Annotated in this window: 24 protein-coding genes and 1 tRNA gene; 10 read left to right on the plus strand and 15 right to left on the minus strand. The window is 64.3% G+C overall.

Going from position 1 to position 26,608, the window contains the following annotated elements; genetic code table 11:
* The first annotated feature begins 138 nt into the window (after window positions 1-138).
* From JV18_RS0106055 to JV18_RS0106065, 3 genes are all read left to right on the plus strand, one after another.
* A complete protein-coding gene (locus JV18_RS0106055; protein ID WP_033073813.1) occupies window positions 139-1,317 on the plus strand; it encodes a vWA domain-containing protein in 1,179 nt (392 codons plus the stop codon).
* A 114-nt stretch (window positions 1,318-1,431) separates the two neighbouring features.
* Entirely contained in the window at window positions 1,432-2,238 is an 807-nt protein-coding gene (locus tag JV18_RS0106060; RefSeq protein WP_033073814.1) for a lipid II flippase Amj family protein, read from the plus strand.
* Window positions 2,231-3,154 (plus strand): DUF817 domain-containing protein, encoded by a 924-nt coding sequence (locus JV18_RS0106065; RefSeq protein ID WP_052071767.1) that lies wholly within the window; start codon window positions 2,231-2,233, stop codon window positions 3,152-3,154. The genes JV18_RS0106060 and JV18_RS0106065 overlap by 8 nt, the downstream gene beginning before the upstream one ends.
* A gap of 105 nt (window positions 3,155-3,259) precedes the next feature.
* Here the strand turns inward: JV18_RS0106065 and JV18_RS0106070 are convergent, their stop codons facing one another.
* Both JV18_RS0106070 and JV18_RS0106075 read right to left on the minus strand, forming a co-directional pair.
* A complete protein-coding gene (locus tag JV18_RS0106070; RefSeq protein WP_235302910.1) occupies window positions 3,260-4,468 on the minus strand; it encodes an exo-beta-N-acetylmuramidase NamZ family protein in 1,209 nt (402 codons plus the stop codon).
* Window positions 4,465-5,022 carry a DOMON-like domain-containing protein gene (locus JV18_RS0106075; RefSeq protein WP_033073816.1) on the minus strand — a complete coding sequence of 186 codons (558 nt, stop codon included), beginning with the start codon at window positions 5,020-5,022 and terminating at the stop codon, window positions 4,465-4,467. Before JV18_RS0106075 ends, JV18_RS0106070 begins: the two co-directional genes overlap by 4 nt.
* A gap of 47 nt (window positions 5,023-5,069) precedes the next feature.
* Between JV18_RS0106075 and tyrS the strand changes: the two genes are divergently transcribed.
* Both tyrS and JV18_RS0106085 read left to right on the plus strand, forming a co-directional pair.
* Window positions 5,070-6,299: a tyrosine--tRNA ligase gene (tyrS, locus tag JV18_RS0106080; protein ID WP_033073817.1), complete on the plus strand. Its 1,230-nt coding sequence runs from the start codon at window positions 5,070-5,072 to the stop codon at window positions 6,297-6,299.
* Between the two features lie 62 nt (window positions 6,300-6,361).
* Complete coding sequence (locus JV18_RS0106085; RefSeq protein WP_033073818.1) at window positions 6,362-6,703, plus strand: PilZ domain-containing protein; 342 nt, start codon at window positions 6,362-6,364, stop codon at window positions 6,701-6,703.
* Window positions 6,704-6,913: 210 nt separating this feature from the next.
* On the opposite strand, the gene recG is transcribed toward JV18_RS0106085, so the two are convergent.
* On the minus strand, window positions 6,914-8,980 hold the full coding sequence (gene recG / locus JV18_RS0106090) for an ATP-dependent DNA helicase RecG (RefSeq protein WP_033073819.1): 2,067 nt from the start codon (window positions 8,978-8,980) through the stop codon (window positions 6,914-6,916).
* Between the two features lie 160 nt (window positions 8,981-9,140).
* Between recG and JV18_RS0106095 the strand changes: the two genes are divergently transcribed.
* A complete protein-coding gene (locus JV18_RS0106095; RefSeq protein WP_033073820.1) occupies window positions 9,141-9,401 on the plus strand; it encodes an FAD assembly factor SdhE in 261 nt (86 codons plus the stop codon).
* Window positions 9,398-12,898 carry a transcription-repair coupling factor gene (mfd, locus tag JV18_RS0106100; protein WP_033073821.1) on the plus strand — a complete coding sequence of 1,167 codons (3,501 nt, stop codon included), beginning with the start codon at window positions 9,398-9,400 and terminating at the stop codon, window positions 12,896-12,898. The genes JV18_RS0106095 and mfd overlap by 4 nt, the downstream gene beginning before the upstream one ends.
* A gap of 111 nt (window positions 12,899-13,009) precedes the next feature.
* Here mfd and JV18_RS0106105 read toward each other — a convergent pair whose 3' ends face one another.
* Window positions 13,010-14,206 carry a GGDEF domain-containing phosphodiesterase gene (locus JV18_RS0106105; protein WP_033073822.1) on the minus strand — a complete coding sequence of 399 codons (1,197 nt, stop codon included), beginning with the start codon at window positions 14,204-14,206 and terminating at the stop codon, window positions 13,010-13,012.
* 91 nt (window positions 14,207-14,297) lie between these two features.
* On the opposite strand from JV18_RS0106105, the gene moaA reads away from it, so the two are divergent.
* The 3 genes from moaA (at window position 14,298) to JV18_RS0106120 (ending at window position 16,250) form a co-directional block, all read left to right on the plus strand.
* Window positions 14,298-15,272, plus strand: a complete 975-nt coding sequence (moaA, locus tag JV18_RS0106110; protein ID WP_235302912.1) for a GTP 3',8-cyclase MoaA — start codon at window positions 14,298-14,300, stop codon at window positions 15,270-15,272.
* Window positions 15,273-15,295: 23 nt separating this feature from the next.
* A complete protein-coding gene (locus JV18_RS0106115) occupies window positions 15,296-16,066 on the plus strand; it encodes an NAD kinase (protein ID WP_033073823.1) in 771 nt (256 codons plus the stop codon).
* 109 nt (window positions 16,067-16,175) lie between these two features.
* A tRNA-Asn gene (locus JV18_RS0106120) sits at window positions 16,176-16,250 on the plus strand.
* On the opposite strand, the gene JV18_RS14615 is transcribed toward JV18_RS0106120, so the two are convergent.
* The 11 genes from JV18_RS14615 to JV18_RS0106180 form a co-directional block, all read right to left on the minus strand.
* Window positions 16,236-17,798 (minus strand): recombinase family protein, encoded by a 1,563-nt coding sequence (locus tag JV18_RS14615; RefSeq protein WP_081944825.1) that lies wholly within the window; start codon window positions 17,796-17,798, stop codon window positions 16,236-16,238. The two genes, JV18_RS0106120 and JV18_RS14615, sit on opposite strands and share 15 nt — an antisense overlap.
* A 128-nt stretch (window positions 17,799-17,926) precedes the next feature.
* Entirely contained in the window at window positions 17,927-18,157 is a 231-nt protein-coding gene (locus tag JV18_RS0106135) for a hypothetical protein (protein ID WP_033073826.1), read from the minus strand.
* 3 nt (window positions 18,158-18,160) lie between these two features.
* Entirely contained in the window at window positions 18,161-18,379 is a 219-nt protein-coding gene (locus JV18_RS0106140) for a DUF2274 domain-containing protein (RefSeq protein WP_144243869.1), read from the minus strand.
* Window positions 18,376-19,659, minus strand: a complete 1,284-nt coding sequence (locus JV18_RS0106145; RefSeq protein WP_081944703.1) for a TrbI/VirB10 family protein — start codon at window positions 19,657-19,659, stop codon at window positions 18,376-18,378. Before JV18_RS0106145 ends, JV18_RS0106140 begins: the two co-directional genes overlap by 4 nt.
* Window positions 19,656-20,489 carry a P-type conjugative transfer protein TrbG gene (gene trbG / locus JV18_RS0106150; RefSeq protein ID WP_033073828.1) on the minus strand — a complete coding sequence of 278 codons (834 nt, stop codon included), beginning with the start codon at window positions 20,487-20,489 and terminating at the stop codon, window positions 19,656-19,658. The genes JV18_RS0106145 and trbG overlap by 4 nt, the downstream gene beginning before the upstream one ends.
* A 2-nt stretch (window positions 20,490-20,491) precedes the next feature.
* On the minus strand, window positions 20,492-21,322 hold the full coding sequence (gene trbF / locus JV18_RS0106155; RefSeq protein ID WP_033073829.1) for a conjugal transfer protein TrbF: 831 nt from the start codon (window positions 21,320-21,322) through the stop codon (window positions 20,492-20,494).
* Window positions 21,323-21,325: 3 nt separating this feature from the next.
* Window positions 21,326-22,657 carry a P-type conjugative transfer protein TrbL gene (gene trbL / locus JV18_RS0106160; RefSeq protein ID WP_033073830.1) on the minus strand — a complete coding sequence of 444 codons (1,332 nt, stop codon included), beginning with the start codon at window positions 22,655-22,657 and terminating at the stop codon, window positions 21,326-21,328.
* Window positions 22,658-22,811: 154 nt separating this feature from the next.
* Window positions 22,812-23,525 (minus strand): P-type conjugative transfer protein TrbJ, encoded by a 714-nt coding sequence (gene trbJ / locus JV18_RS0106165; protein ID WP_033073831.1) that lies wholly within the window; start codon window positions 23,523-23,525, stop codon window positions 22,812-22,814.
* On the minus strand, window positions 23,522-26,005 hold the full coding sequence (gene trbE, locus JV18_RS0106170) for a conjugal transfer protein TrbE (protein WP_033073832.1): 2,484 nt from the start codon (window positions 26,003-26,005) through the stop codon (window positions 23,522-23,524). Before trbE ends, trbJ begins: the two co-directional genes overlap by 4 nt.
* Entirely contained in the window at window positions 25,999-26,268 is a 270-nt protein-coding gene (locus JV18_RS0106175) for a VirB3 family type IV secretion system protein (RefSeq protein WP_033073833.1), read from the minus strand. Before JV18_RS0106175 ends, trbE begins: the two co-directional genes overlap by 7 nt.
* Window positions 26,265-26,603, minus strand: a complete 339-nt coding sequence (locus JV18_RS0106180; RefSeq protein ID WP_033073834.1) for a TrbC/VirB2 family protein — start codon at window positions 26,601-26,603, stop codon at window positions 26,265-26,267. Before JV18_RS0106180 ends, JV18_RS0106175 begins: the two co-directional genes overlap by 4 nt.
* Window positions 26,604-26,608 lie beyond the last annotated feature (5 nt).

Here is a 26,608-nt window from a genome sequence, read left to right on the forward strand (position 1 = left end):
CCTTTTCTTTGTCTCCTTTGCTCGCCAACGAAGATAGCAAGTCCCTCCTTCCCCCTTTCCAGCCACCCGTCGCGGCGCGGCGCTTTCCGTTTACGTAAAGTGATTGCGCGGGGCGCCGCGACGGGATAGTCAGGACCCATGCTTTTGGGTTTTCTCGACGAACTGCGCGCCGCCGGCATTCCGGCGAGCCTGAAAGAGCATCTGATGCTGCTCGAAGCGCTCGACCGCGAAGTGATCGACCGCAGCCCCGAGCAATTCTACTATCTCTCCCGCGCCATTTACGTGAAGGATGAAGGCCTGCTCGACCGCTTCGATCAGGTGTTCAACAAGGTCTTCAAGGGGATTCTGACCGATTATGGCCAGAACCCCGTCGATGTCCCCGAAGAATGGCTGAAGGCGGTCGCCGAAAAGTATCTCACGCCCGAGGAGATGGAGGGGATCAAGTCACTCGGCGACTGGGACGAGATTATGGAGACGTTGAAAAAACGGCTCGAAGAACAGCAAAAGCGCCACCAGGGCGGCAATAAATGGATCGGTACCGGCGGAACCAGCCCTTATGGCAACTCCGGCTATAATCCCGAAGGGGTACGGATCGGCGGCGAGAGCAAGCACAAGCGCGCACTGAAGGTCTGGGAAAAGCGCGAGTTCCAGAATCTCGACAATACGAAGGAACTCGGCACCCGCAATATCAAGATCGCGCTGCGCCGTCTGCGCAAATTTGCGCGCGAGGGCGCGGCGGACGAGCTGGATATCGAGGGTACGATCGACGGCACCGCGCGGCAAGGCTGGCTCGACATCAAGATGCGCCCCGAGCGGCGCAATGCGGTCAAGCTGCTGCTGTTCCTCGACGTCGGCGGGTCGATGGACCCGTTCATCAAGCTGTGCGAGGAATTGTTCAGCGCCGCGACGAGCGAATTCAAGAATCTGGAATTCTTCTATTTCCACAACTGCCCCTATGAAGGGGTGTGGAAGGATAATCATCGCCGCTGGTCCGACCGGACGCCCATGTGGGATATCCTCCACAAATATGGCCATGACTATAAGGTGATTTTCGTCGGCGATGCGTCGATGAGCGCCTATGAAATCACCCACCCGGGCGGCAGCGTCGAGCATTTCAACGAGGAAGCGGGCGCAGTCTGGCTCCAGCGCATCACCCATGTCTATCCGGCGGCCGTATGGCTCAATCCGGTGCCCGAGGCGCATTGGGGCTATACCCAGTCGGTGAAGCTGATCAAACAGTTGATGAACGACCGCATGTATCCGCTGACGCTGGCCGGGCTGGATGATGCGATGCGCGAGCTGACGCGCAAACATTGATCCCCGGCATCACTTTGGCGGTGACGGCCCTGCGCCGATTGGCTAATCCCCTGTCTGTCGCGTGAGGCGCGATGCCAACGAGCCTGGCTTTGGGCCCGCTGTAGTGGACGCTCCATGTTCGACCTGCCTCTTCTCACCATCTTGCTGCTCACCGGCTTTATCAACCTCATTGGCGCGCTGGCCTATGCGGCGCGGATTGCGGGGGTGCGGACGGGGCGGATTGCCATGTCTTTTGCGCTGTTCAACATCCTGCTGCTCTTTTCGCGGACGTCGAACAGCTTCCTCGGCCCCTTTCTTGCCAAGCGGATCGAGACGCGGATACATGATGGCACGGGGGCGACGCTGTTCCTCGACATGCAGATGGTTCTCGCCGCCGCGAGCGTGGCGACTTTGATCGGGATTCTGCTGGTGCCGACGGGCCAGCGCCTCTTTGCGGCTGCCATCGACTGGTATCAGGATCATCGCTCGACGACCCGGCTCGCGGTCAAGGCCGTCAGCCCCGGCGGACTGGCCACAGTGCGGCGTTCGCTGCGCTGGCCGCGGCTGTCGCATTTGCGGCGCTGGACGATGCCGCCGGGAATGGGCTGGGGCATATTGGTCGCCAATTGCCTGGCCCAGTCGCTGCTGGCGGTCGGGGTCGTCGCGTCGCTTTATGCCGGATATCTGGCGCCCGAATTTCGCGTCACCGCCTCGCAGCTTTCGGCGCTGATCAACGGCTTTGCCACCATATTGCTGTTCGCCTTCATCGACCCGCAATTGTCAGTGATGACCGACGATGCGGTGCACGGCAGCGTCGGCGAAGGCGATTTCCGGCGGGCGATCATGCTGATCTCTCTGAGCCGGCTGGCCGGCACCATATTGGCGCAATTGCTGCTGCTTCCCGCCGCCATGCTGATCGCGCTGGTGGCGGTCCATGTCTGAGTTTCCTCCCCTGCCCCGGCATAGCCGCTTTTATGCGGTTCGTACGCGGCTGGAGGCGATGGCGGTGGCGCCGGGGCCGCGTGGGTGGTTCCTCGAATTTCTGGTGTTCGGCTTCAAGCAGGGCTGGGCCTGCCTGTTCGGCGGATTGATGCTCGCGCTGCTGCTCGCGACCCATTTCTGGTGGCCCGAAAATGCGCCTATCCATCGTTATGACGCGATCACGATCGGGGCGGTGCTGATCCAGATCGGCATGCTTGCCTTTCGGCTGGAGACGCCGAAGGAGGCACTGGTCATCCTGATTTTCCATGTCGTCGGCACGGTGATGGAGCTGTTCAAGACGGCGGCGGGGTCGTGGCAATATCCCGAGGCGAGTCTGCTGCATATCGGCGCGGTGCCGCTGTTTTCGGGGTTCATGTACGCCTCGGTCGGCAGCTATATCGCGCGGGTGTGGCGTATCTTCGATTTTCGCTACACCCATTATCCGCCGCGCTGGGCCAGCTTTGCGCTGGCGGGGGCGATTTATGTCAACTTTTTTGCCCATCACTGGACCTATGACATTCGCTGGCTGCTCTTTGCCGCGACCGCGCTGCTCTTCTGGCGCTGTCAGGTGTGGTTCCGGCCGCTGCATGTGCATCGGCGCATGCCCTTGCTCGTCGGCTGGGGGCTGGTGGCGTTGTTTATCTGGTTTGCCGAGAATATCGGCACTTTTGCGCGCGCCTGGACCTATCCCAATCAGGCGAACGGGTGGGAGATGGTCGGGATCGAGAAGCTGGGGAGCTGGTATCTGCTGATGATCATCTCCTTTGTGCTGGTCAGCATTGTCCAGCGGCCAAGGGGGATCAAAGAAGGGGTGGAAGGTGGCAAAGGTGCACGTGAGCTTGCACGGGAAGGCAGCGCTTTTGATAATTATTATTAATTATCAAATGCCTATACGGAAGTTGAATGTTTCAGGGCGCCATTTTGGGGTCGGCAGGTTGCCGCGCGGGCGCGGCGGCGCCCCTGCCCTGCCGCACCAAAGGCGTTATGGATAGAGCAGCAGGTCGGCGGTCTGGTCCTGCCACGCCGCCTCGTCGGGGCGGGCGAAGGCGTCGAGGTCGCCGGGCGCCGCGCCCATATCATCGACCCATTCCCGCAGCATTGGCCCGCCGTTGATCACGTCGATGGCGAGCACATCATTGGTATATTCATATTTGAAATCGAGCCCGCGCCAGAGCGGATAGTCGGGGTAAAGGGTGCGGATCGCCTTGAAACCCAGCGCCTGCACGCGCCAAGGGCGAAAGGCGCGGTGATCATAATGCGGTCCCTCGGCATGGATGTGCACACCGCTGTTGAGCCGCCCGACATGCTTGTGAAAAGTGGGTTCGAACCAGCAATCGCGCAATTTGCACCCCGCCAGCCAGTCGGGCGCGAGCCGCTGCATTTCGGCAATTACCGCGCGCGCGTCCACATCGGGCGCGCCGAAGAGTTCCAGCGGGCGGGTGGTGCCGCGCCCTTCGCTTAACGTTGCGCCTTCGACCATCACCGTCCCCGCATAGGCGCGCGCCATATTGACATTGGGGGCGTTGGGGCTGGGGTTGATCCAGACGCGCGAGGACGGCCAGCCAAAGCCGGCGCCTTCGGGGTCCCACCCCTCCATTTCAATAACGCGATAATCGACGTCGAGGCCGAAATGGCGCAGGAACCAGCGGCCCATTTCGCCCATGGTCAGCCCGTGGCGCATCACCATCGGCCCGGCGCCGACGAAGCTTTCCCAGCCCGGACGCAGCAAATTGCCCTCAACCGGGCGCCCGGCGGGGTTCGGACGGTCGAGCACCCACACCGCCTTGCCATGGCTGGCGGCGGCTTCGAGCACATAGAGCAAGGTCGTCACATAGGTGTAGATGCGGCAGCCAAGATCCTGAAGATCGACGAGCAGCACGTCGAAACTCTGCATCGACGCATCGGTCGGGCGGCGCACTTCGCCATAGAGGCTGAAACAGGGGATGCCATAGAAGGGGTCGGTGAAATCGGGCGACTCCATCATATTGTCCTGGAGATCGCCGCGCACACCATGCTGCGGGCCGAAGACGGCGGTGATATTCACCCCCGCCGCGATCAGCGCATCGAGGCTGTGGGCCAGATCCGCCGTCATCGAGGCGGGATGGGCGAGCAGGGCGACGCGCTGGCCCTCCAGCGGCTGGCGGAGCGCAGGGTCGGCGAGCATGCGGTCGATACCGAATTTCACTGTCATGCTGCGTCGGGTGCCCCAAGCACCAGATGAAAGCAATCGGGATGATGAAAATCGGGCTTTCCGGGTGGGTGGCGCAGCGCCCAATAGCTTTTGGTGCCGTCCCTTTCCTCGATCACCGCCGACAGCCCGATCCGGGTCCCGCGTTCGGGGAAAATGCCGGGTTCGACATGCAGGCTGAAGCGGTCCGGGTGACGTTCGACGCGCATCGACCAGGGGGCGAGGTCATCCTCGTGCAAGAGCGAGCGATAATCGTCGAACTGGTAACAGGCCCAGCGGCCATCGGGGGCATAGTTGAATTCGGTATAGTCGGGCGCATCCTCTTCGGTCAGGAAAATCTCGAAACAGCTGCTTTGCCATAGCCCGTCGGTGGCATTGTCGGCGATGACCCGATCGCCGCCCTTTTCCGGCAGTAGCAGCGCATCCATCGCGCCGGTGACATGAAAGGCGAGCGCAAAGCCATCCTCGAACGACAGCGAGACCTCTGCCTCCACCGCCCGCACGGCGCGCGCCGGGGTATCGGGATGGCAGATCAATTCGGCGCGAATACTACCCAAATTCCAAACCCCGTGCTAAGCGCCCCTCCGCTTTCAAAGAGGCTGATATGACCCAATACCAATCCGACATGCTTCGCCTGCTCGATGAGCGTGGCTATATCCACCAGATGACCGACGCGGAAGGACTGGATGCCCTGGCCGCGAAGCAGATCGTGCCCGGCTATATCGGCTTTGACGCGACTGCGCCCAGCCTTCATATCGGCAGCCTGGTTCAGATCATGATGCTGCGCCGCCTGCAACAGGCTGGACACAAGCCCATCGTGCTGATGGGCGGCGGCACGACGCGGATCGGCGACCCCACGGGGCGCGACGAGAGCCGCAAGATGCTGTCGGACGAGACGATCAAGGCGAATATCGCGTCGATCTTCAGCATTTTTCAGCGTTTCCTGACCTTTGGCGACGGGCCGACCGATGCGGTGATGGTCGATAATCAGGACTGGCTGGGCGAGCTGGGCTATATCCAGCTGCTGCAGGAAGTCGGCACCCATTTCACCATCAACCGGATGATGACCTTTGATTCGGTGAAGCTGCGGTTGGACCGCGAGCAGCCGATGACCTTCCTCGAATTTAATTACATGATCCTGCAGGGGTATGATTTCCGCCATTTGTCGCGCGAAATGGGCGTGCGCTTGCAAATGGGCGGGTCCGACCAATGGGGCAACATCGTCAATGGCATGGAGCTGGGCCGCCGCATGGACGGTGCCGAGCTTTACGGGCTGACCACCCCGCTGCTGACCACCGCGGCGGGGACGAAGATGGGCAAGACGGCATCGGGCGCGGTGTGGTTAAACCCCGCTCAACTGTCCCATTTTGACTATTGGCAATATTGGCGCAATTGCGACGACCGCGACGTCGGCAAATTCCTGCGCCTGTTCACCGACCTGCCGCTGGACGAGATTGCGCGGCTGGAAGCGCTGGAAGGTGCCGAGATCAACGAGGCCAAGAAAGTGCTGGCCGACGCCGCGACCGCCCTGTGCCGGGGCGAGGAAGCCGCGCGGACGGCAGCCGAGACCGCCGCGCAAACCTTTGAAAAGGGGCAGATTGGCGGCGATTTGCCGCAAGTCGCCGCCCCCGCCGAGGGCATTGGCGTGCTCGCCGCGCTGCGCGAACTGGGCTTTGCCGCGTCGAACAAGGAAGCGCGGCGCAAGCTGGAGGAAGGCGCGGTCAAGCTGAACGGCGAAGTGGTGCGCGACCCGCATCTGACCATCCTGCCCGCCGATGAGGCCATCCCGCTGTCGCTGGGGTCGAAGAAGCATGGGCTGGTTATTCGCGCCTGATGTTTACGCTTTTTTCAGCCCTAGGGTTGATCGTCGCGCGCATATAAAAAGGGGTCCGCGACATGCGTAAGATCGACAAGGCCAAAGCCCATTATGAAGGGCTGGACCAGCGAATAGCGCCGCGCAGCGACGTTTACTGCCGCTTGCCCTTTGTCCTGCCCGACGGGCGACAGGAGATCTGCACCTGTGTCAATATCAGCGCCGACGGGCTGCTGATGCGCTATGAGCGCGGGCTGGAGCCGAGCGAACTGGTGATTTACCGCCTGCCCGTGATCGGCCGCGCCGCCGCCAAGGTCATCTGGTCGGTCGGCGGCAAGACCGGCGTGCAATTTGAAAAAAGCATTTCGGCGCAGGATTATATCGCGGTGCTGCGCGCGATGGGTGGGCGTGCCGACGTCAATTGAGATTTTTGGGGGTGGCGGCGGTTACGCTGTGCCCTTCCGCTCTGCGGCCCATCCTGTCCACCCCTCCTTCCGTTCGCATCGAGCGAAGTCGAGATGCGCTTCTACGTGAGAGCCCTAACGATAAGTGTCTCGACTTCGCTCGACACGAACGGAGTTAGGGGACGGTGGATTGGTGATGGCGCGGGGGAGTGACGGGGCCATCCCCCTTCCCTATCCGCTGCGGAGGAGGGGGACGGCGGCGTCGCGTTCGAAGAGGTAGAGGCAGTGGCGCACTGCTTCGCCGCGCTTTCCGCTTATGCCGCCGTCGCGTTCGACGAACAGGCGGGCGTCGTCATGGGCGAGCGGCAGGAGGCGGACGAGCTGTTCGGGGGTGGCGACGCGGTAATCGGCGTCGCCTGACTGTTTCAGCCCCAATAATTCGCCGCCGCCGCGCAGTTCGAGATCCTTTTCGGCGATGACGAAGCCGTCATTGGTGTCGCGCATCAGCGCGAGCCGCTCGCGCGCGGTTTCGGACAGGCTTTGCGAACGCAGCAGCAGGCAGACCGATTTCGCCGTGCCGCGTCCGACACGCCCGCGCAGCTGGTGCAGTTGGGCGAGGCCGAAATTATCGGCATGTTCGACGATCATCAGGCTGGCGGCAGGGACATTGACCCCGACCTCGATCACCGTGGTGGCGACGAGCACGCCAATTTCGCCCGCCGCAAAGCGGGTCATCACCGCATCCTTGTCCGCCCCCTTCATCCGGCCATGGACAAGGCCGACCGCACCGGCGCCAAAGCGTTCGCGCAGCATGGCGGCGCGATCCTCTGCCGCCGCCATGTCGCGCGTCTCGCTTTCGGCGACGAGCGGGCAGACCCAATAAGCCTGCGCCCCGGCGGCGAGGTGGCGTTCCAGCCCCTCCACCACCGCGTCCAGCCGCTCCACCGATATGACGCGCGTGTCGACGGGCGTGCGGCCGGGGGGCATTTCGTCGATGCGCGATACGTCCATCTCGCCATGATTGGCGAGGAGGAGGGTGCGCGGAATCGGGGTGGCGGTCATCACCAGCAGATGCGGCGGATAGCGGCCCTTGTCGGTGAGCATCAGCCGCTGGGCAACGCCGAAGCGATGCTGTTCATCGACGACAACCAGCGCAAGGTCGCGATAATTGACCGCCTGCTGAAAAATCGCGTGGGTGCCGACCAAAATGTCGATGCTGCCATCGGCGAGGCCCATGAGGGTCGATTCGCGCGCACGGCCCTTGTCGCGCCCGGTGAGGATGGCGATGTTGACTGGCAGGCCCGCCAGCATCTCCTGCAAGGTCGCATGATGCTGGCGCGCAAGAATTTCGGTCGGGGCGAGTAGCGCCGCCTGCGTTCCCGCCTCTACTGCGGCGAGCATGGCGCGCAGCGCGACCAGCGTCTTGCCCGACCCGACATCGCCCTGCAGCATCCGCAGCATCGGCTTGTCCTGTCCCATATCGCCCGCGATTTCGCGCCCCACCCGCTCCTGCGCGCCGGTGAGGCCAAAGGGGAGCTTGAGCGCGCCGGTCAGCCGTCCGTCGCCGACAATCGCCCGCCTCTTGCGCGCGCGCAGCCCTTCGCGGATCAGCATCAGCGCGACCTGGCTGGCGAAAATCTCGTCATAGGCGAGCCGGTCGCGCGCGGCTTCGTCGCGAGGGCTGGCATGGGCGCGTTCGAGCGCTTCGCTCCATGTGGGCCAGCCGCGCGCGGCGAGCAGGGGGGCGTCGATCCATTCGGCAAGCTCGGGCCGGCGGGCGAGCGCGGTGGCGGCCAGCTGTGACAGGCGGGCGTTGGTCAGCCCTTCGGTCAGCGGATAAACGGGCTCATGCTCTGCAATCGCCTCCCCCTCCCCCGGTTCGGTGACATGGTCGGGATGGACGATCTGGCGCATGTCGCCATAAAGGTCGAGCCGCCCCGAAATGCGGCGCTTTTCGCCGAGCGGGAATAATTTGCGCGCGAGGCCCGAGGTGCGGCCGAAATAGACGAGGCGGACATGGTCGCCCGCATCGTCAAACGCCTCGACCCCAAAGGGCGCGCGGGGGGAGCGGCCGGGGCGATAATCCTGCGCCGTCACCTCGACAATAATCGTCTGGCCCGCCTGCGCCTGATCGACCCGGTCGACGGGGAAGCGCGAGATCAGGCCGGTGGGAAGATGGAAGAGGACATCGAGAACCCGCTCCAGCCCCAGCCGCGCGAGCGGCTTGGCAAGCTGCGGCCCCACGCCTTTCAAATCGGTGAGGGCAGCAAAGAGCGGGTTGAGGATTTCGGGTCGCATGGCTAGGGCCTGTCTAGCCTCGTCTTTCCGTTCGTGTCGAGCGAAGTCGAGACACCCCGATGGCAACCGCCAGACCGATGGGCATCTCGACTTCGCTCGATGCGAACGGGCCGGGATTTGTTCGCGGTCTCTCACGCCGAATCAGTCTAGAAGAAGCGCCATGCAAGACCGCCTGAAACGCCTGAAATTTCGCGCCTGGCATCGCGGCACGCGCGAGGCCGATTATATGATTGGCGGCTTTTTCGACCGCTATTCGTCCGAATGGGGCGAGGATGACATCGCGTGGTTCGAGGCGGTGTGCGAAGAGGATGATGTCGATATCATGAGCTGGGCGCTCGGCACCGGCGAGCCGCCCGCGCATCTCGACCGCCCGGAACTGATCGCGGCGATGCGGCGTCTGGATTATATTCCGCTGCCATGACGCGACCCGCCGCCGATATTTTCGCCGCCATCGGGCAGGCGACCAAGCCGCTGACGCTCGCGCGCGTGGCGGACGGTTTCCTGCCGCTGTTGCTTGCCGACCTGGCGCGGGCCAGTGACAAGCGCCTCCTTTATGTCGCGACCGATGATGCGGCGATGCAGGCGATTGCCGATGCGGCGCCTTTCTTTGCGCCCGACCTTGTCGTCCACCGCTTTCCGGCGTGGGACTGCTTGCCTTATGACCGCGCAGGGCCGTCGATGCGGGTCAGTGCCGACCGGCTGGCGACGCTGTCGGCGCTCCAACAGCCGGCGAAACGCGGCGAACTGATCCTGACCACGGTGGCGGCGATCACCCAGCGCACGCTGACCCCCTTTCGCATTCGCCAGCTGGCCACGGCGCTGGGGGCGGGACAGCGGATCGACCGCGATTCACTCGCCGAACTGCTCGTTGCCAATGGTTTCAGCCGCGTCGATACCGTCGCCGACCAGGGCGAGTTCGCGGTGCGTGGCAGTCTGGTCGATTTGTTCCCGGCGGGCGAGGAAACCGGCCTGCGTGTCGATTTTTTTGGCGACGAGATCGAGAGCATCCGCCGCTTTGACCCCGCCGACCAGCGCAGCCTTGGCCCCGCCAAGGCGCTGCAATTGCTTCCCGCTGCCGAAACCTTGCTCGACGAAGCGACGATCAAGCGTTTCCGTTCGGCATACCGGGAGATTTTCGGGGCGCAGGCGACGAGCGATCCGCTGTATCAGGCGGTGAGCGAAGGGCGGCGGCAGGCGGGAATGGACCATTGGCTGCCGCTGTTCGAGGAACGGCTGTCGACATTGTTCGACCATATTGCGCCCGAAACCCCCGTGCTACGCGGCCACCGGACCGACGCGACCGCCGAAACGCGTTTTGAAGCCATCAATGATTATCATGCCAACCGCGTCGCCGCCGAGCGCGAGCAGCCGGGCAGCTATCGCCCGCTGACACCCGATGCGCTCTATCTGACCGGAAAGGAGTGGCACGATGCCGAGGCGGCGCGACCGATTCATATCGTCACGCCATTCGACGTGCCCGAGGCGGCGAACGTGCTCGACCTCGAAACCTTCGCCGCCCGCGATTTCACGCCCGAGCGCACCGCCGACCTCAACGTCTATGACAAGGTTGCCGACCATCTGGCCGACGAACGGCGCAAGGGACGTCGAACAATCATCGCCAGCTATTCGACCGGCGCGCGCGACCGGCTTGCAGGGTTGCTGAAGGAGCATGGGGTCACGGGTCTCGCGCTCGCCGAGACGTGGCCGGAGGCGCTTGGTTCAAGTTCCGGGGGTTCGCTTGGGACCGGCAATGTCGCCCTCATCGTTCTCCCGCTCGACCACGGCTTTGCCTCGGACGTGCTCAGCCTGCTCACCGAACAGGACATCCTCGGCGAGCGCCTCGTCCGCCGCAACAAGCGCCGCAAAAGTGCCGACGCCTTCCTCGCCGAGTTGGCGACGCTCAGCGTCGGCGACCTCGTCGTCCATCTTGACCATGGCATCGGGCGTTATGAAGGGCTGACCTCGATTCCGGTGGGCAAAAGCCCGCACGACTGCGTCGCGCTGACCTATGCGGGCGGCGACAAGCTTTACGTTCCGGTAGAAAATCTCGACGTGCTGTCGCGCTACGGCGGCGAGAGCGAAGGGGTCGCGCTCGACAAGCTCGGCGGCGAGGCGTGGCAGCGGCGCAAGGCGCGGATGAAGGAACGCATCCGCGAGATTGCGGGCGAACTGCTGAGCACCGCGGCGCTGCGCGCGCTTCGTCAGGGCGAAGTGCTGGCGCAGGACGCCGCCTATCCCGCCTTTGCCGACCGTTTTCCCTATCAGGAAACCGACGACCAGGACCGCGCGATCGGCGATGTGCTGGAGGATATGGCATCGGGACGCCCGATGGACCGGCTGGTGTGCGGCGATGTCGGTTTCGGCAAGACCGAAGTGGCGCTGCGCGCCGCCTTTGTCGCCGCCATGGCCGGCGTGCAGGTCGCGGTGGTCGTGCCGACCACGCTGCTCGCGCGCCAGCATTTCACCAATTTCGCCGAACGCTTCAAAGGCTTTCCGGTCAATATCGGGCGCCTGTCGCGCCTTGTCCCTGCTGCCGAGGCGACCAAGACGCGCGAAGGCCTCGCCAATGGGCAGATCGACATTGTCGTTGGCACCCATGCGGTGATTGCGAAATCGGTCGAGTTCAAGAATCTCGGCCTCGTCATCGTCGACGAGGAACAGCGGTTCGGCGTCGTCCACAAGGAGCGGCTGAAGCAGCTGAAGGCCGACGTCCATGTGCTGACGCTGACCGCGACGCCGATCCCGCGCACGCTTCAGATGGCGATGTCGGGGCTGCGCGAGCTGAGCGTTATCCAGACCCCGCCGGTCGACCGGCTGGCGGTTCGCACCTATGTCGCGCCGTGGGACCCGGTGGTTATCCGCGAAGCCTTGCTGCGCGAACATGATCGCGGCGGGCAAAGCTTTTTCGTGACCCCGCGGATCAAGGACCTGCCCGATATCGAGGAGTTCCTGCGAACCCGCGTGCCCGAAATCAAATATGTCGTTGCGCATGGCCAGATGGCGCCGGGCGAGGTCGAGGAGCGGATGAGCGCTTTCTACGACCGCAAATATGATGTGCTGGTATCGACCACCATCGTCGAAAGCGGGCTCGATATTCCGAGCGCCAACACGCTGATCATCCACCGCGCCGATCGCTTCGGTCTCGCGCAGCTTTACCAGCTTCGCGGCCGCGTGGGCCGGTCGAAAACGCGCGCCTATGCCTATCTGACCACGCCCGACAACGGCGCGATCACCGATACGGCGGAAAAGCGGCTGAAGCTGCTTGGCGATCTCGACACGCTGGGTGCGGGCTTTCAGCTTGCGAGCCACGACCTCGACATTCGCGGCGCGGGCAATCTGGTCGGCGACGAACAATCGGGGCATATCCGCGAGGTCGGGTTCGAGCTGTACCAGTCGATGCTGGAGGAAGCGATTTTGGTCGCCAAGGCCGAGGGCGCCGGCGTCGCGCCCCCGCGCGAAGCCTTGTCGCCCGTCATCACCGTCGACGCGCCGATTCTGATCCCCGAAGATTATGTCCCCGACCTGCCGCTGCGCATGGCGCTCTATCGCCGCCTCAACGAAGCCGACGACCGCGCGGCACTCGACGGTTTTGCCGCCGAGATGATCGACCGTTTCGGGCCGCTACCGCCCGAAACCGCGAACCTCATCCAGCTGATGGAGATCAAGGCGAACGCGAAGACCGCGGGCATCGCCAAGCTCGACGTCGGCACCAAGGGCGCGCTCGTCAGCTTCCACGGCGACGAATTTGCCAATGTCCCCGGCCTGATCGCCTATGTCGAGCGGCTGAAAGGGCGCGCGCGCATCCGCCCCGACAACAAGCTGTCGGTGAGCGGCGACTGGGCGAGCGCGGGCGCAAGGCTGAACGGCGCGCTGCAATTGTCCAAGGGATTGGGGAAGCTCGCGAAGCAGGCCGCGTGACGTCGCCCCCGCGCAGGCGGGGGCGCTATCGGCGTGGCGCGAGGCCGCGGGCGGCCGCGTTCAGAGGCACGTGACTCTAAAACGCCCTTCGCGGGGGCGACGACTATATGTTTATGGCATCAGCCCCGGCAATTGATCGCCGGGCACCGGCCCCGACCGCAAGAAACCCTGCCAACTGGCGACGCCGAGTTCGGCAAGCCGCGCAAGCTGGGTTTCCTTTTCCACCCCTTCGGCCACGACGAGCAATCCGAGCGCGCGCGCCAGATCACCGATGGCGCGCACGACGATGCGGTCGCGGTCGCTGCCGTCGATGGTGCGGGTAAAGCCGCTGTCGATCTTGAGATAATCAATGGGCAGCCGCGCGAGTAGCGACAGGCTGGAATAGCCCGTGCCGAAATCGTCGATGGCGATGGCCGAACCCAGCGCGCGAATCTGCGCAAGCTGCGCCGCCGCGCTCGACGGATCGCCCAGCATCGCCTGCTCGGTGAGCTCCAGCGTCAGGCGTTCAGGGTCCACCCCCGCCCCGCGGGTCATCGCGGCATAGCGGTCGGCAAATTCGGGATCGGCCAGATCGGCCGCCGTAATGTTGAGCGACACGCGCAAATGCCGCAGCGCATCGGGCCATCCGGCAACTTCCGCCAGCGCGACCCGGTGCGTATGTTCGGTCAATTCGGTTTCTAGCCGCGCGGCGCGCGCCGCCGTAACCAGCGGCCCTGCGCCCAAAAGGCCGAGTTCAGGATGGCGCCAGCGCAGCAGCGCTTCCACCCCCAGCATCTTGCCCGAGGCGACCGAATATTGGGGCTGATAGTGAATGACGACTTCATCGCGCGACAAAGCCGCATGAACCATCGCCCCGTCGCGCGCCGATGCGGGCCGCGCCAATTGGTCAGACGCCGCGCCAAGCTGGACCGGAATGGCCTCGTCGCGGGTGATCAGCGCAGCGGCGATGCGGATGACCAGTCGCCCGTGCGGGTCGCCCACCATCGGCTCGGCCAAAGTGACGTGCAGCGCCCGTTCGAGCGCCCGCAATGTATCGAGCGGCAAGGCTGCGGCCGGGACAATCAGAAAGCGCGGTCCGTCGAGGCGGTCGACATGGGCGCCCGGACCAAATTCATGCGCGACGAAATTTTCAAGCCTGCGCCCGACTTCGTCAAGCACGGCATCGCCCGCCGCCGTGCCCGCGCGATTGTTGATTCGGGCGAGTTGATCGACCTGTATCAGCAGCACGCCTGCATCGGCCTGATGCCGCCGATGGAGCGCGTCAATATGGTCAGCGGCTTCGGAAAAAAAATCGTCGGATTGATTCATCCGGACGCTTTAGCAGCGATTGCTTGCCAAACGCTTCCTTTTTGCACCAATATTGCTTGTGGTCTCAGCTCCCCCGCCTTTTTCCTCTTCCTTGACCGATGGATTCGGACGCCGGGTCGATTATCTGCGCTTGTCGGTGACCGATCGCTGCGACCTGCGCTGCCGCTATTGCATGGCCGAGGATATGGTCTTTCTGCCCAAATCGGCGGTGCTGAGCATCGAGGAAATGGCGACGCTCTCCGAACGCTTTGTCGCGCGCGGGGTGCGCCGCATTCGCCTGACAGGAGGCGAGCCGCTGGTGCGGCGCGGGGTTGATGAGCTTGCCGGACGGCTGGGCGGGCTGATCGGGCGCGGGCTCGACGAGCTGACGCTGACCACCAATGCGATGCGGCTGGCTGAATATGCGCCGATGCTGGCCGAAGCGGGCGTACGGCGGATCAACGTGAGCCTCGACACGCTCGACCCCGATGCTTTCCGTCGCATCACCCGCGTCGGCGATTTGTCGATTGCGCTGCGCGGAATCGACGCCGCGCGCGAGGCAGGGTTGGCGGTCAAGATCAATATGGTTGCGCTCGCCGGACTGAATGAGGATCAGCTGCTGCCGATGCTGGGCTGGTGCGCGGCGAGCGGATGCGACCTCACGCTTATTGAAACCATGCCGCTGGGCGAAGTCGCGGAGGACCGCAGCGATCATTATGTCGCGCTCCACCAGTTTATCGCGCCGCTGCGCGACCGCCATGCCCTGTTCCCCATCGACCGGCGGACCGGTGGACCGGCGCGTTATTTCGGCATAGAGGGAAGCCCGGTGACGCTGGGATTGATCACGCCGCTCAGCGACAATTTCTGTGCAAGCTGCAACCGCATTCGGCTGACGGTGGAGGGGCGCATCTATATGTGCCTGGGCCGCGACGATCATGTCGACCTGCGCGCCGCGCTGCGCGATGGCGGCGACGTCGATGGCTTGATTGACCGGGCATTGGCTGGCAAACCCCGCGCGCATGACTTTCAAATCGCGCGAAAGTCGCAGCCGGCCGTCGCCCGGCACATGAGCGCGACGGGCGGATAGAAACGCCGCAGAGGGAAGCAAAAATGCCAGGCAAGATCGCGCTCGTCGCATCGACCGCGCCCGCCGCGCAGGAGGCCGAGGCCGAGCTGCGCCCGCTCTATGATTTCGTCGACCTGGCCGAGGCCGATATGCTGATCGCGCTGGGCGGCGACGGCTTCCTGCTGCAAACGCTGCACCAGATGCTCGACCAGCGCCGCACCCTGCCCGTGTTCGGGATGAACCGCGGCACCATCGGCTTTTTGATGAACGAGTTTCGCGTCGAAAATCTGCTCGACCGCGTGGGCGTCGCGCGCCCCTTCCTCATCCATCCGCTGCAAGGCGATATCACCACGGTGAGCGGTGAACGGCATATATTGCCCGCGATCAACGAAATATCGCTGCTGCGCGAAACGCGGCAAGCGGCGAAGCTGGAAGTGCTGATCAACGAGCGGCAGATGCTGGAGGAGTTGGCTTGCGACGGCGTGCTGGTTGCGACGCCCGCCGGGTCGACCGCCTATAATCTCTCCGCCAACGGCCCGATCTTGCCGCTAGGGTCCGACCTTTTGGCGCTGACGCCGATTAGCCCGTTCCGCCCGCGGCGCTGGCGCGGCGCACTGGTGCCCGAATCGACCCGCATCCGCTTTAACATTCGCGAAGCCGCCAAACGTCCCGTCAGCGCGGTAGCCGACCAGCGGGAGATTCGCGATATCAAGACGGTGCTGATCACCAGCGACCGCAGCCGGCCGCTGACGCTGCTATTCGACCCCGACCACGGCCTTGATGAGCGCATTGCGATGGAACAATTCATCGTCTGACCGCGCAAAAGCCGCGCGATGCGGCGCGGGAGGAAAATATTCCCGAAACCCTCTTGATAAATGCGCGTATTGGCGGCAAAGGGACCGCCTTACCGCCATGGCGGTGTGTTCCTCGGTAGCTCAGCGGTAGAGCAATCGACTGTTAATCGATCGGTCGTAGGTTCGAATCCTACCCGGGGAGCCATTTCTCATTTTTGCCGATATTGGCGCTCGAGGCGCCCCCGCGAGCTAGAGCACGCGGCAGGCTTTCTGCAATAATATCAAATGGCTTGCGGAAGGTAGCGGTTAGCTGACCGTCGCTGTACGAGCAGTTCGATAGTAGATGGTGAAGGATATTTCTTTTGCCCGCGATATCGGCCTGCGCGAACATTCGGCGCGTATCCCTGGCAATGCCAAGCAGGGCAATGCCATCGTCGATATAGGCATGATCGGCTTCTGACAGACGCTCAAACTCCCGCGCCAATCCCTTGAGGTCTTCCCGGTAGTCGGCCGAGATACGCGCGAAGAGGCTTTCGTCGAGCTTGCCGTCGACATGGTCGAGATAGGCTTGCTTCATGCGCTCACGGATATCGTCCTGGTCGCGACGCAGGCGATCAAGTACCCGCGCATGTTCGGTTTCGACGAGGTCGCTGTTCTCCTTGAGTGCCCGCCCAAGCCACTGGTACATTTGCGGCGTCATCGAGACCTGCGCGATAATGTCCGTGAACTGGTCGAGCAGCTTTTCCTGACGGACATAAGGTTCCTTGCAATTCCCTTTGTAGCGGCTGCAGCGGTAGTAAATATATTTCTGCTTCTTGATGTCGCCGACAAGCATCCCGCCACAATGGCCGCAGCGAATGAGGCCGGGGAAAATAAAGTCTTTCTCCTTGTGCTGATCGCGCGTGTGGTGCCTGCCATCCAGAACTTGCTGAACCTTCTCCCAGAGATCGAGACTGACAAGAGGCTGATGCGAGCCCTGGTAGCGGCGCCCCGCCCATTCAAACTCCCCGGTGTAGATCCGCGAACGGAGAATTTTGTGGACAGTGCTTGCGCCGAGAGGCCTGCCGCTTTTGCGGTAGGCCATGCCCATTGCGCGCGCCTTTTTTCCGGCCTCTTTCACTGAATAGAGACCGGTGGCGTACCATTCGAAGAGCCGGGTCACGCCGGGCGCCGTAGCAGGATCGACCTCGATAATCTTCTTGCCGTTCGGCCCCATGACATTGCGATAACCAAGCGGCGCCATGCTCGGCCAAATTCCCTGTTCGGCCTTTTCGAGCATGCCCTTGCGCGATTCTTCGGAAAGATTGTCGATATAGTTTTTCGCCATCAGCACCTTGATGCCGTGCATGAACTTTTCAGACGACTTGGAATCGGGCGAGAGAATGACGCCTTCCTTGACCAGATGAACGTCGATATCGAATTCGTCGAGCGTCACCCAATCGCGCAAATTGCGATAAAGCCGATCCGTCTTCTCCACGAGAATGGTATCGACGGCAGGATGACGCCGGAGATAGGCGATCATCCGGTTGAAATGCGTCCGTCCTGCCGCTTTCGCGGTTTCAACATCGACAAATTCCTCAACGATCCGCATCTCCTTGTCGGCGGCATAACCGCGCAGCAGCTTGAGCTGGGCATCGATCGAAAAGCCTTCGCGATCCTGCTCTTTTGATGAAACGCGGGCATAGACAAGCGTCCTGCAGACAGCTGTCTGACAGATCTGAACGGGTTGGCCGGACCGGCGGGGTTTGCGCATATCGAAATCACTCCATCGATGATCGGAACAGCGCGAGGGCGCACCGGTCCGGGCTTGCAAGGACTGTTTCCGATATTGATGCCGCGCCCGCGCTTTCCCCCCCCGCTTTTTTTGCCTCATTTTTTCGGTCAGCGGCCGATCTTCGACAGAAGACGCAGGAAATTCACCATATTCTCGATGATTTCGCGCGCGTCTTCGTCGGTCAGCCTGTCAGCATAATAGGGCTGCCAGACCTGCTTTGTTTCGGCGATCAGCTCTGCCGAAAAACGGGCAATGGCGGGCCGAGGTTCGACCGCGCCATGATTATCGGGCAGGACGGGCGTACTCCACCGCGGCTTGTAGCGCGACCGGCGCGGCATGCTTCAGCCCTTTTGCCGCGCCATCCGGGCAAAAGCGCGGTCGCTGTCAAGAAAAGCCGCGAGCATGGCAGGAATGAGCGCGGCGACGGGTTCCTCGACCCCATAGGCTTTGGCGTAGGCCGCGGCATAAGCGGTCAGCCTGGCGTTGAGTTCGGGCATGACAGTTATGCCGATCTTCACCGGAGTGCAATCGGGCAGCCGAGCAAGCTTGAGACCGGTCACCGCGGCCCTCCCGCGCGCCATGGCCGAAGAATAATATCCTTGTGGACAAGGACCCGCAGCGGCCAGCCGGGCCGCACCCGCAAACTTGGCTGGACGTCGAGATTGCGGGCGACGAGTTGGTCGCCCGCGCGCGAGCCAGCCTGCTGCGCCGCCTCGCGGATCGCACGCGCAAGATCGCTTTCGCGCCCCCTCCACCCAAGTTCAGTGCCGACCCCGAGTAGTGTCGAAAGCGCCACGCCCTTGAGAAGCCGCCAGCTGTGGCGGTCGATACGATCGGCCAGCCCGGCATAGCCTTCGGTGTCGCTCGCGGGCGCATCATCGATCCGGATCGACGCGCCGTCGGGAAAGATGATCCGCTGCCAAATGACAAGCGCCCGGCTTTGGCCGAACGCCACGACATTGTCGTAACGTCCGATCAGCCGCGCGCCCTGTGGTACGAGCAAGATTCGGCCCGTCACGCTGTCATAGACATTCCCGGTCACCTGGGCCGTGACGATTCCAGGCAGGTCGGAGTTCAGGCCGGTGATCAGGCTCGCCGCGATCACGCTGCCCGCCTGCAGCGTCCAGGGCGAAACCGCAGTCTCGAGCCGGTGCGGATTAACGGAGGTGTCGCCATTGCCGGCGTCGGCAAGCTCGTTCGGGCGGCGCTGCGGCTTTGCACCCCTTGCATCGTCCAAGGCGGCGGTCATGCCGGGAGCAACGCCATCGATCGGCGGCCGCGACCTTTCTTTTCGTCGCGTCACGGGGCTGGAGAGATCAAGCATGACGTCCGATTCGCGAGCGGCGCGTTGCTCGCTCTCCATCCGCTGGCGCTCGGCCTCGGCATGCTGGGCCGCGCGCACTGCGGCCTGCGCATCGATCTCCGGCGCGGGGTCGATCCGCGCCTCGCTCTCCTGGCGCTGCCGGGCCAGGATCGCCCTGCCGAGATCGCCGGGAAGTGGCTCGCCCAGTGGCGGAACCTCCGCATAGCTGGTCGGTGCGCCGACGAGCGCGTCGGGAGCCGCTTGGGTCGCGGGGGTCCGGCTTTCCTCCGGGACACCCGGATTCGTTTCAGGACTTCTGAGCGCAAACCAGCCTATGATAACGAGCAGGATGACGCTCGTGCCTGCAAGGGCAATGGTCGGCATGCGGCGGAAACGCACGACCGGCGCGAGCCGGGCCCGCATGGCAAATTGGTACGGCGGCGCTTTTTCAGGCGCCGCGCTGTCCCGATCGGCCTGTCCTTTTCCTTTTTCGGCGATTTCAGGAGCGTCGCCGGAAGCGGCTGTTTCTGCGGTCATCTCCCCCTCCCCCGTCCTGTCGGCGCCTTGCCGGTTCGGGTGATCCGAACGATTTTCTGCTTCTTGCCGCCGAGCCGCAGTTCAGCGACCGCGAATAGACGGTCGACGATATAAAAACGCCCGGAAACCCGGTAATTTACAAGTTCAGCTTCACCCTCCTCGCCGCGGATGAAGAGCGGCGGCGCTTCACCCGTCGCGATATCTTCGGAAAACTCGATCCAGGTCTGGCGCCCGTCATCGAACGCGCGCACGGGCCGCCACGCGGGTCGGTCGCCGCTGATTGCGTAGCCGAATTCGAGATTCTCCACGGCGACACCGACCGACACCGGGCGTATCGCCTCACCCGCCGCGCGCTGCCGCGCGAGCGCGAGCAGCTCGTCGTCGGGGTAGGTCCAGCCGATTGCCGCCATCGCGGTGGATGCGGTGCTGGTCAGCTGGACATGATAGACGCGGCGGTCGGTCGCGATAACGAGGTTGGTCGACAGTCCGGATGAGAAGGGCTTGACGAGAATATGGGTGCGCTGTGCCGCGCCGCTGCCGCTCACCGTGTCGCCGAGGGTCCAGCGGGCGGTGTCACCTGCCGCAACCGAGGTCAGGTTTTCGCCGGGCTGGAGTGCAATATCGCTGACGCGCCCGGGCGCGGTGTAGAGACGGTAGAGCGCGCCTTCGGCATAAGGATAGAGCTGGACGGCGTTGCGGTAGGCCGCAGCGTCGGGTTCGCGGATCGCTGCCTTGTTGGCAGTGACGACAGCCGGTGCAGCGGATGTCTTGGCGTACGCCACGGGCCCGATCGCAATGAGGCACGCCGAAAGAATGAGATGGCGGATCATGATTATGCTCCTTCATGGCTGGAGGGCAGCGACGCCGAGGCGCCGGGGGCGACCGGCGAACCGTGACGCAGATCGCGCGGCGGCGATCCTGTCACCGGCATTTCGGAAGCTGGGCCCGCCGCGGCCGATGCCGCCGCCGGCAGGGCGGGTGTCTCGAGCTCGCGGCTCCAGTCGATCGCATCGACATAGAGACCGAGCGGATTCTTGCGCAGCACCTCAGCCGAGCGCGGCGGCCTGCTCCTGATCGTCACCACCGCGGTCCAGCGCGACGTTTCCGCAAGGCTTCCGCGCTCAAACGCCTGCTCGATCCAGTTGATGCGGAAGCTGTCGTCCGACGAGCGGACGATACTGAGGACCTGCACCGACACGGTGCGGCGACCGACGTCGGCGAAGGGGCTCACGGCGCGGGCATATTCGCCGAGGAATAGGGCGCCGCGTTTGGTCACGAAATCATAGGCCGCCAGCCAATTCTCGCGCATCAATACCGCATCGAGCGAGCGCGAACGGATATTGGTAATGAAACGGCCGAGGTGCCAGGCGATTTGCGCGTCGCTCGGCCGATAGTCAGCATCGGCGGGCGCGACGCTCCGCGCTTCGCCGAGCTTGTCGACCTCGACGACATAAGGAATGACGCGGCTCTGCATCGACTGCCAGACGAGCGCCGCCGCAAGGCCCGTCGCGAGCAACAGTCCGCCGAACGCCATCAGCCGCCAGTTCTTCGCCTGGACGCGCGCCGAGCCGATGCGCTCGTCCCAGAGCTGACCCGCGCGCTGATACGGCGTGTCGGGCTCGGGTGTTTGTCCATAGCGCTGTATTGGGCGTCTGAATGTCATGGGTTAATCCCTTTCGTGGATATCGGGAGTGATACCGGCGCCGCCGCGATCGCCGTCGCGGATCGCGTGGACGGCCATTTGTCGGCGGTACCGGGCGTTCTGCTGGTTCTGCAGCCGCTGCGCCCAAGCCGGCGCCATATTCTCGGGCGCCGCGCCGCCGCCTGACGCAGGCACTGCTGCGGCTGCCGTGCCCCCGCGCGCAGGCGCCGTGCTGTTGGCAGCATTCCACGCCGCCTGCTCGCCGCGCGCTGCGGCGATGTCGAGCGCGGCGGCGGCGCGCAGGCGCTGCCCAGCAGCGCCGCGCACGGCGGTCACAACGCCGCCAAGTCCTGCGCCGACGCTCGCCGATCCCGAGGTTTCCTCTCCGAGCTTGTATGCGGTCGAGGTCGCGCTCCCCATCGCGGTGCCGGCACGGACCGCGCCGAGACCCGCGGCACTCACGCCGCGCGCCGCAGCAATCGCACCCGCGCCGCCCATCGCAAGACCGCCGGCGGCGAGCGCACTGGTCGCGACCGCCGACCCGGCGCCGAGCTGCGGCGCGCCCGCGACGAGCCCCGATGCGATCCCCGGACCGAAGATTGAAAGGCCAAAGAGCGCGAGGCTCGCAAGCATCAGCGACACCGCCTGCTCGATCGTGACGTCCTCGCCAGCGAGAGCTCCGGTGAACTGGGCGAAATAATTGGAGCCTATGCCGACGATTACCGCGAGCACCATCACCTTAACGCCCGAGCTCACGACATTGCCGAGCACGCGCTCGGCAAGGAAAGAGGTCCGGTTCCAGAGCGCAAAGGGGACGAGCACAAAGCCCGCAAGGCTCGTCAGCTTGAATTCGAGGATTGTGATGAAGAGCTGGATCGCGAGTATAAAGAAGGCGGCGATGACGATGATCCAGGCGATGATCAGCACCGCAATCTCGACGAAATTGTCGAAGAAGGCGATCGGCCCGACGAGCTCCTTGGCCTGTTCGAGCAGGGGCCAGGCCGCCTCGAAGCCGGTGCCGGCGAGGCGCCCGGGCATCAGCAGGTCGTCGGGGCCGATCGCGCTGCCCCCGGCGGTGAGACCGAGTCCGGCGAAGGAACGGAAGATGATCTCGGACAATGTCTGGAAGCTGTTCAGAATCAGCGCGAAGACACCGACATAGAGGATCTTCTTCAGAAATTTGGCGATAACATCATCCTCGCCGCCGAGCGCCCAGAAGAGGCCTGCGAGCGTGATATCAATCCCGACGAGGACGCTCGTGAGGAAGCCGACATCACCGCCGAGCAACCCGAAGCCGCTGTCGATATAGGCGACAAAAGCGGTCAGGAACTGGTCGATGATATTGAGATCGTCCACGGTCGATGTCCTCAAACAAGGCCTTGGGGAATTTTGTCGCGGGGACCGGTGCCGGGCGGACAAGTGATCCGCTGGCCGCGGCCGTCCCCGCGACGGGGCAGCTCTCGGGCTGGGGAAGCGGTGCGGCCCGTCCTGCCCCGATCGGTCGAGCCGGTCAGCGCGGCGGCGTCCACGCCTTGCCGTCGCCGAGGAAGCGCTTCGCCTTTTCGCGCGCCTCGCGTTCGCCTTGCGCGCGCCGCGCGCGCTCGAGCGTCGTCTCGCGGAACTGCGCTGCCATCAGCTGCTGGATCTGGAACTGTTGCTGCGTAGCGAGCGCGAGCAGCTGGTTCGTTGCCTGCGCGGCCTGGAGCGCGCCTTCGGCGCCCTGGCTCCGTGCGACGATCGCCTGCAGTGCCGCGGCGTCGTCCCGGACATTCTCGACGATAGCGCTCTGCACCGCCATCGCATGCCGGAAAGACTCCATTTCAGCCGCAAGCTTCGCACGCGCGGCGGCGATGCGGGCGTTGCGCGTCACAACGTGGGCAAAGTCGGCGGGGAAGGCCGCGCGGAACTGTTCGTCAAGCCGGTCGACGCTGAAGTCGATGCCTTGCGCCTTTTGCATCAGCCGATCGATCTCCCCGAGCCGCTTCTCCAGCGCCCTCATTTGCGGAAAGTCGATCTTCGCCAGATTCTTCGCCTGGTTGACGAGCATTTGTGCTTCATTCTGGAGCGACTCGATCTGCTGGTTGATCTGCTGGAGCGTTCGCGCGGCAGTGAGCAGGTTCTGCGAATAGTTGGCGCTATCGAACACCGGGATCGCGCGCGCCGGGACCGTCGGAACCGTAGCGGCGATACTGCCAAGCAAAAACGCGATCATGACCTTCTTCATCTTCCTTCTCCTTCTGGGGGACTTGCGGACGGTTCAAAACGGGCGAGCAACTCGGCGGCCCAGCCAAGGCCGCGCTCGGCGAGGAAGCGCGCCGCGAAGCTTTCGGGGCCGTGCTCGGCGAGAATGCGGTCGATTCGCTTCTGGATGCGGGGATCGGACGCGCCGCACAGCGCGAGCGCGACGGGGCCGAGCCCGAGCTCGAACAATCGGTTGCCGCGCGCTGATTGCAGATAATAATGCCGCTTGGGGGTCGCGCGCGCGACGAGTTCGATCTGCCGCGCGTTGAGCCCGAAACGCGCATAGGCGGCGGCGCTTTGCGGTTCGACCGCGCGGTCGTTGGGAAGGAGGATGCGCTGCGGGCAACTCTCGATAATCGCCGGCGCCACCGCGCTCTCCGCAATATCGGCGAGGCTCTGCGTTGCGAAGATCACCGAGACATTCTTCTTGCGCAGCACTTTCAGCCATTCGCGAATGCGCGCCGCGAAGAGCGGATGATCGAGGAATACCCAGGCCTCGTCGAGGATCAGGAGCGTCGGTCGTCCGTCGAAACGTTCCTCGAGCCGGTGGAACAAATAGGTGAGCACGGGCGCAACGACGCTCGCCTGGGCCATCAGCGCCTCGGTTTCGAAACACACCATGTCGGCGAGCGCGAGATCGTCCTCGGCGGCGTCGAGCAACCGCCCGAATGGGCCTTCGAGCGTGTAGGGCGCGAGCGCGGCGCGGAGCGGCGCCGACTGCAGGAGCAGCGACAGCCCGGTGAGCGTTCGCTCCGCGGGCGGCGCACTCGCAAGGCTCGCAAGCGCCGACCAGAGCGCCTCCCGGACCTCGGGGGTGACCGCGACCTGCTCGCTGGCAAGAAGAGCAGCAAGCCATTCAGCCGCCCATGCCCGCTCGGCAGCGCGGTCGATCGCGCGCAGCGGCTGGAAGGCGATGCCGCCCTCGCCCGCCAATTCAATATCGCCCGACGTATCGTCCGCGCCGCCGAGACCGAGCGCATGGTGCCTGCCGCCCATCGCGAGCACCGCGGCCCGCGCCGAACCTCCCTTGTCGAAGATATAGACCTGCGCATTCTCGTAGCGGCGGAACTGGAGCACGAGCAGCGCGAGGAGCACCGACTTGCCCGCGCCCGTCGGCCCGACGATCATCATATGACCAACATCGCCCACATGCGTCGAAAGCCGAAAGGGCGTCGCGCCGCTGGTTTCGGCATGGAGCAGCGGGGGCCCGCCAAGATGCGTGTTGCGCGCCGGCCCCGCCCACACCGATGACAGCGGCATCAGATGCGCGAGGTTGAGCGTGTGGACGAGCGGCTGGCGAACATTGGCATAGACCTGCGCCGGGAGCGAGCCGAGCCAAGCCTCGACCGCGTTGACGCTCTCGCGGATCGCGGTGAAGCCGAGCCCGTTGACGACGCGCTCGACCGCGCGCTGCTTCTCCTCGACGCGCGCGCGGTCGGGGTCGGAAACGGTAATGGTCGTAGTCAGGTGCCCGAAGGCGACATGATCCTGCCCCAGCGCCTGGAGCGCGAGATCGGCGTCGAGCATCTTGTTGTCGGCGTCGCTGTCAAGAAGCTGCGCGGGCTGGTTGTACATCACCTCGCGCAGTAGCGCCGCGACCGACTTGCGTTTGTTGAACCACTGCCGCCTGAGCCGCGTCAGCGCCTTCGTCGCGTCCTGCTTGTCGAGCGCGATGAAGCGCGTCACCCAACGATAGGAAAAGCCGAGATGATTGAGCGCATCGAGGATGCCGGGTCGGCTGAGGTTCGGAAAGCCGCGAATAGTGACCGTGCGAAGATGCCGGTCGCCGAGCATCGGTTCGAGTCCGCCGAGGACCGGCGTGTCGGCGAGGAGGCCGTCGAGATAAAGCGGCGTCGCAGGGACGGCGACATCGTGCCGCCGTGCCGAAACCGTGCCGTGGAGATAGGTCAGCACCGCGCCGTCGTCGAGCGCGCGCACCTCGGGCATGAAGCCCGACAAGAGGTCGAGCACGCGGTTCGTCTCGGCGACAAAGGCAGCGAGCGCTTCGCGCCAGTCGCGCCGTTTTCCGGCGTCCGCGCGCTCGACGAACCACCGCCCTGCCCGCTCGCTGCGGTCGGCAGGCGGGAGGAAGGTCAGCGTCAGATAATAGGCGCTTTCATAATGGGCCTCGGCCTTTTCGAAGGCCGCGCGCCGCTCGGCATCGACGAGCCACGAGGCAGCGTCGGGAAAGCAGCTCGCGGGATAGCCCGGCGCGGCGCGGCGTTCGGCCTCGATATGGAGCGCCCATCCCGACCCGAAGCGCTTGAGCACATTGTTCGCGCGCGCGGCCACCGACACGAGCTCGGCCTCGGTCGCGCTTTCGAGGTCAGGACCGCGGAATGCCAGAATGCGGCTGAAACTGCCGTCCTTGTTGAGGAGGACGCCCGGCGCGGCGAGCGCCGCCCAGGGAAGATGATCGGCGAGGCGGTCAGCCTTGCGGCGATATTCGGTGAGGTTTAGCATGTAAGATGGCCTTTCTGGCGAAGGTGGCGCATCAGTACCGGCGCGAAATCGGGGTCGCGCTTCGCCGCGATCACCGCCGCGCTGTGCCCCAGCGCCCAGACGGCGACGCCCGCGATCCATTGCTGGAGGCCGAGCCCGAGCGCGGCGGCGAGCGTGCCGTTGAGGATAGCGATCGCGCGCGGCGCGCCGCCGAGCAGGATCGGCTCGGCGAGGGCGCGGTGGAGCGGCGCCTCGAAGCCTTCGATATGCGCGCTGCCACTCATGCGATCAGCACCCCGCCGCCGAAGCTGAAGAAGGACAGGAAAAAGGAGCTGGCGGCAAAGGCTATCGACAGGCCGAAGATGATCTGGATCAGCTTGCGGAAACCCCCGCCGGTCTCGCCAAAGGCGAGCGTCAGCCCGGTCGAGATGATGATGATCACCGCGATGATCTTGGCGACCGGCCCCTGCACCGACTCGAGAACCTGCTGGAGCGGTTCCTCCCACGGCATTCCCGATCCCGCCGCTCTCGCAGTGACGGCGAACAACAGTCCCGCCGCTGCTGCCGCAACAGACACCGCACGAGCGCCGCGCCGTCGTGAAGCCAATTCCCTGTCCATCAAAA

The sequence above is a fragment of the Sphingopyxis sp. MWB1 genome (genome assembly GCF_000763945.1).
Classification (GTDB): Bacteria; Pseudomonadota; Alphaproteobacteria; order Sphingomonadales; family Sphingomonadaceae; genus Sphingopyxis.

Bases quoted from the DNA above. Each gene is read 5' to 3' on its own strand.
- recG (WP_033073819.1), bottom strand. From the start codon at position 8,980: ATGCGACCCGAAATCCTCAACCCGCTCTTTGCTGCCCTCACCGATTTG.
- trbF (WP_033073829.1), bottom strand. From the start codon at position 21,322: ATGACATTCAGACGCCCAATACAGCGCTATGGACAAACACCCGAGCCC.
- JV18_RS0106070 (WP_235302910.1), bottom strand. From the start codon at position 4,468: ATGACAGTGAAATTCGGTATCGACCGCATGCTCGCCGACCCTGCGCTC.
- JV18_RS0106095 (WP_033073820.1), top strand. From the start codon at position 9,141: ATGCAAGACCGCCTGAAACGCCTGAAATTTCGCGCCTGGCATCGCGGC.
- JV18_RS0106065 (WP_052071767.1), top strand. From the start codon at position 2,231: ATGTCTGAGTTTCCTCCCCTGCCCCGGCATAGCCGCTTTTATGCGGTT.
- JV18_RS0106180 (WP_033073834.1), bottom strand. From the start codon at position 26,603: ATGGACAGGGAATTGGCTTCACGACGGCGCGGCGCTCGTGCGGTGTCT.
- trbG (WP_033073828.1), bottom strand. From the start codon at position 20,489: ATGATCCGCCATCTCATTCTTTCGGCGTGCCTCATTGCGATCGGGCCC.
- JV18_RS0106085 (WP_033073818.1), top strand. From the start codon at position 6,362: ATGCGTAAGATCGACAAGGCCAAAGCCCATTATGAAGGGCTGGACCAG.
- JV18_RS0106145 (WP_081944703.1), bottom strand. From the start codon at position 19,659: ATGACCGCAGAAACAGCCGCTTCCGGCGACGCTCCTGAAATCGCCGAA.
- trbJ (WP_033073831.1), bottom strand. From the start codon at position 23,525: ATGAAGAAGGTCATGATCGCGTTTTTGCTTGGCAGTATCGCCGCTACG.
- trbE (WP_033073832.1), bottom strand. From the start codon at position 26,005: ATGCTAAACCTCACCGAATATCGCCGCAAGGCTGACCGCCTCGCCGAT.
- JV18_RS0106060 (WP_033073814.1), top strand. From the start codon at position 1,432: ATGTTCGACCTGCCTCTTCTCACCATCTTGCTGCTCACCGGCTTTATC.
- JV18_RS14615 (WP_081944825.1), bottom strand. From the start codon at position 17,798: ATGCGCAAACCCCGCCGGTCCGGCCAACCCGTTCAGATCTGTCAGACA.
- tyrS (WP_033073817.1), top strand. From the start codon at position 5,070: ATGACCCAATACCAATCCGACATGCTTCGCCTGCTCGATGAGCGTGGC.
- JV18_RS0106055 (WP_033073813.1), top strand. From the start codon at position 139: ATGCTTTTGGGTTTTCTCGACGAACTGCGCGCCGCCGGCATTCCGGCG.
- JV18_RS0106115 (WP_033073823.1), top strand. From the start codon at position 15,296: ATGCCAGGCAAGATCGCGCTCGTCGCATCGACCGCGCCCGCCGCGCAG.
- JV18_RS0106175 (WP_033073833.1), bottom strand. From the start codon at position 26,268: ATGAGTGGCAGCGCGCATATCGAAGGCTTCGAGGCGCCGCTCCACCGC.
- JV18_RS0106135 (WP_033073826.1), bottom strand. From the start codon at position 18,157: ATGCCGCGCCGGTCGCGCTACAAGCCGCGGTGGAGTACGCCCGTCCTG.
- JV18_RS0106105 (WP_033073822.1), bottom strand. From the start codon at position 14,206: ATGAATCAATCCGACGATTTTTTTTCCGAAGCCGCTGACCATATTGAC.
- mfd (WP_033073821.1), top strand. From the start codon at position 9,398: ATGACGCGACCCGCCGCCGATATTTTCGCCGCCATCGGGCAGGCGACC.